Raw genomic sequence first — 3,970 nt, forward strand, 5'->3', positions numbered from 1 at the left:
GCATAATTAAAATCCAGATCTAAAACCTGCGGCGCAGGTTTTAGATCTGGATTTTAATTATGCCCACTTACTTATTGCAACCCTAAATGAGTTAAGAGAAGCCGAAGGCTTATTTGATTGCTATAGAGAGGTGGCGCTTTTCGTCACCCCTCTATTAAGTGTCATAATCCTAAATATTTTGCAAAAAGTCCTGACAATTAACTTGCGAGGACGTTAAGGAAGTGCAAAAATATTGAAGTTAGTATTGGCTGAAATGATTATGCTCGGTAAAACCCTGACTGGGCGCTATAAGATCGTTAAGATGCTTGGCGGAGGTGGCTTTAGCCAAACATTTATTGCAGAAGATGGATATTTGCCCGATCGCCCAGCCTGCGTGATCAAGCAACTTAAGCCTGCCTCATCCCAAGCAGAAATTTTAAAAATCTCCCGTGAACTATTTGATAAAGAGGCAAAGGTGCTTTATCGATTGGGTAAGCACGATTGCATTCCCAGTTTACTGGCTCACTTTGAAGAGGACGAAGAGTTTTTTCTCGCCCAAGAACTCATTGAAGGTGATGTTTTAACCCAAGAGATTAAGCGCGGTCAATGTTTGGGTGAGCAATATACGATTGATTTTCTAACGGATATTCTCCCTACCCTTGATTTTGTTCATCAACAACAGGTGATTCATCGGGATCTCAAACCTAGCAATCTGATTCGGCGTACCAGCGATAAGAAGATCGTCTTGATTGATTTTGGTGCAGTCAAAGAGGTTAGTACCCAGCCGATCAGCCAGTTAGGTAATACCAACACTTCGAGCTTAGTGATTGGCTCCCCAGGCTATATGCCAAACGAGCAGTATAGTGGCAAGACAATGTATGCCAGTGATATCTATGCGATCGGGATGATTGCTTTGCAAGCCCTGACGGGATTATCGCCCAATCAGATTCCTGAAGATCCGATAACAAGTGAGTTTTGCTGGCGCGATCTTGCCAAAGTTACCCCAACCTTGGCAGAAGTACTCGATAAAATGGTGCGTTTTGACTTTCGGCAGCGCTATCAATCGGCGAGTGAAGTTTTAGATGCGCTCCAACCCCTACTGGCGCGATCGCTCGCTCACACGATTCTCAGTGTAGTGACTCCATCGGTTGATGCATCTCCAAATCCTATTCCCGCGCATACGGTCAAAAGTCCGATCGATAAGCTGATCGATGATGTCTCCGATGATTTAGAAATGTGTGAAGATCCCGTCAGGGCAAAGAAGCTCGTATGCCTAGTTTGTACGGGTATTTTGGAAAACGATCTCAACCGTTTAAATAATTTTAGTTTTGGGGAATTACTTCAGGACATATATCAGCAATATCCCACGATCGAATTGCTTAAAGAGAACTTAGTTAAGGCAGTTAAAACAATTGATGTACAAAAGCAGCGCCAATATTTAATCGTGGCGAAGATCGTTTTTAATGCCGCATCACAGATGTATCAAAAAACAGAAGCGGCGATCGCAGAACCTGTCGCTTCCACTCCATCCATTTCTCCTAGTCGTCCAGAAGTTTATTCAGTTAATCATCTAGTAATTAATGCCGATTCGGCGCAACTGATCGCTCCGATTGATAATTCTTACAATAGTTTAGAACCAGTGGCATCTGAACCAGAGGCAGTTAATGTAACTTCCATGCAAATGAGTTCGGAATTGGGCATAGTTGGTCATGAAATAGCAGCGATCGATCCCTATACCTATGATGAATCGGATGTTTATGTATGGGTTGCCCATGACATTGACACCGATACCCAGCAAATGCGGCTCAAAAAGCTGTTATTTTATACCTACCAAGATGTATGGGAGAGCGATCTCCGCCAGTTGAACAGTATAAATTGGACAAATTTACTAAGAGAACTAGTCTCCTTTGTGCCCACATTTTCCCAGTTGACCGCATTGATACAGGGGGCTGTCCAAAGAGTTTCTAAGCCTACGGAATATTTAGCGATCGGGAATTTATTGCTGATCAAGTTAGAACCGCTCTACCCCGATCGCGCTATAGAGGCAACCAGCAATTCACCGCAAATGGAATTGCCAACAGAATTACCAACAGAATCACCAGTGAATTTACAAAGTCCTAGCAGGATTCCCTTTAATCCCCAAATTGCTAGCGATCTATTTGACCTAAGGCTAGAACTAATGCGATTTACTAGTTCCATGCGAGCCAAGATTTTACTTTTTTCCGTACTTTACTATCCCTTCGATCCCGATCGCGATAATTGGCAAGATTTACGCAGTCATGGACTAGATGGACTGCTGCGACAATTTTTTTATGCCCACGCATCCTTTGATAGGGCGGAAAAATCAATTTGGCAAACCGCGCGATCGCTAAGTGAACCGAAGGCTTACGATCAATCAGCTAGCTATATCCTGCAAGCCGTTAGATCTCTCTACGATCTGCTTGAGGTTAAATCGATGCAACATCCTGCGGAAGGTCATCAATCGCCCTCTGACGATACGGACTTTACCCAGCCTAGTTTGATCTTTCGCAACAGTGACGATGATGACACTTGTCAGTTTATCTAGAGAATGGCGGCACTTTGCGCCGCTATTCTCTAGATAAACTGCGATATATTTAATACAAGACCTACATCAAAGAACTAAATGTAAGGGCATTTGTTAATTGCCACTACTTTAAAAGGATCGATCGGTATGGATGCAGCGCTCACTTCTCAAGATATTCTGCGACGTTATGCCCAAGGCGATCGCGACTTTAGCGGATGCAATCTGAGTGGCATTAAACTTAGTGGGGCAAATCTCACCCGCACGGATTGGCTCGATGTCAACTTATCCAAAGCCTATCTCAATAGTACGGTTCTGACCTTTGCTTGTTTAACCCGTGCCAATCTGCGCGGAGCCTTGATGGTAGGCGCAAATCTTTGTGGTGCAAATCTCAATCAAGCCAGCCTGAGTAACGTCAATTTGTCTAATGCCGATCTTCATGGTGCTAGCTTGCAAGGAACGACGTTATTTGGTGCAAACCTGAGCCTTGCTAACTTGATGGATGCGAACTTAATCGATGCAGATATGCGGACGATTAACTTGGGTGGGGCAAATCTGAATGGTGCTTGTATGCGCGGCGCAAATCTCAGACAAGAGCGAGCAGTTGGCGATCGGGATGAAATCGATGTCAGTAGAAAGAAACGGAGCATCGCCAGTTTGATCGGAGCAAACCTCTCTGGGGCAGACCTGCGGGGAGCAAATCTATCGGGAGCCGATCTGTATAAGGCGGATCTGCGCGGGGCAAACTTGCAAGAGGCAACCCTCAGTGGCGCGAACCTCAGCGAAGCCAAGTTAAATAATGCTCACTTGCAGGGCGTATTCCTAACTGAGGCAAATCTCAGCAGTGCTAGTCTTGCGGGCGCAGTTTTAAATAATGCCAAACTAGAACGCGCTATCTTAATTGATGCTGACTTTAACGGGGTTGCCCTCAATGGTGCAATCATGGCAGATATTAAAGCCAGTCGAGTACAGATGCAAGGAGCCGATCTCACGGATGCCAAGTTATCCCGTGCCGATCTCAGCCGCGCCAATCTGAAGGGAGCGATTATGATCAGAGCAAATCTGATCGAAGCTTATCTCGCAAGGACAAATCTAGCAGATGCCGATCTCACGGACGCAATTCTCAACCGTGCCGAGTTGAGTAGTGCTAATCTCGTCGGCGCAATTCTCAAAGGCGCAACACTTCCAGATGGGAAAGTTCATAGATAGGAGAAGCCACTCGCAGGATCCAAAATATAAGAGAGCTAAAAAATTTACTTTATAGTAAATCCAATTAAAAACTAGTAGGCAGTCAAGTAATTATTGACGGGTAGAGGCGAAGCAATTTAATGCGAGCATCAGCAGTAGTAAATTGCCAATTGACTTTACAAGAGAGAGAATTCCTGCGATTTTCCCAAGCCGAGACTTCCTGAATCAAAAGCTGTTTATCAGGAATACGACGGTCGAGAC

General features: G+C 44.7%; 2 protein-coding genes and 1 pseudogene. 2 read left to right on the forward strand and 1 reads right to left on the reverse strand.

The features are described from left to right. The first annotated feature begins 253 nt into the window (after positions 1 to 253). Both AC805_RS07180 and AC805_RS07185 read left to right on the forward strand, forming a co-directional pair. Positions 254 to 2,545, forward strand: coding sequence for a serine/threonine-protein kinase (locus AC805_RS07180; RefSeq protein ID WP_055074785.1), 2,292 nt, complete (start codon positions 254 to 256; stop codon positions 2,543 to 2,545). 126 nt (positions 2,546 to 2,671) lie between these two features. Next, positions 2,672 to 3,730 (forward strand): pentapeptide repeat-containing protein, encoded by a 1,059-nt coding sequence (locus AC805_RS07185; RefSeq protein WP_055074786.1) that lies wholly within the window; start codon positions 2,672 to 2,674, stop codon positions 3,728 to 3,730. 82 nt (positions 3,731 to 3,812) lie between these two features. Here AC805_RS07185 and AC805_RS26740 read toward each other — a convergent pair. Further along, a pseudogene (locus AC805_RS26740) lies at positions 3,813 to 3,970 on the reverse strand (IS630 family transposase); the annotation flags it as partial.

It is taken from the genome of Pseudanabaena sp. 'Roaring Creek' (genome assembly GCF_001402795.1).
GTDB lineage: Bacteria > Cyanobacteriota > Cyanobacteriia > Pseudanabaenales > Pseudanabaenaceae > Pseudanabaena.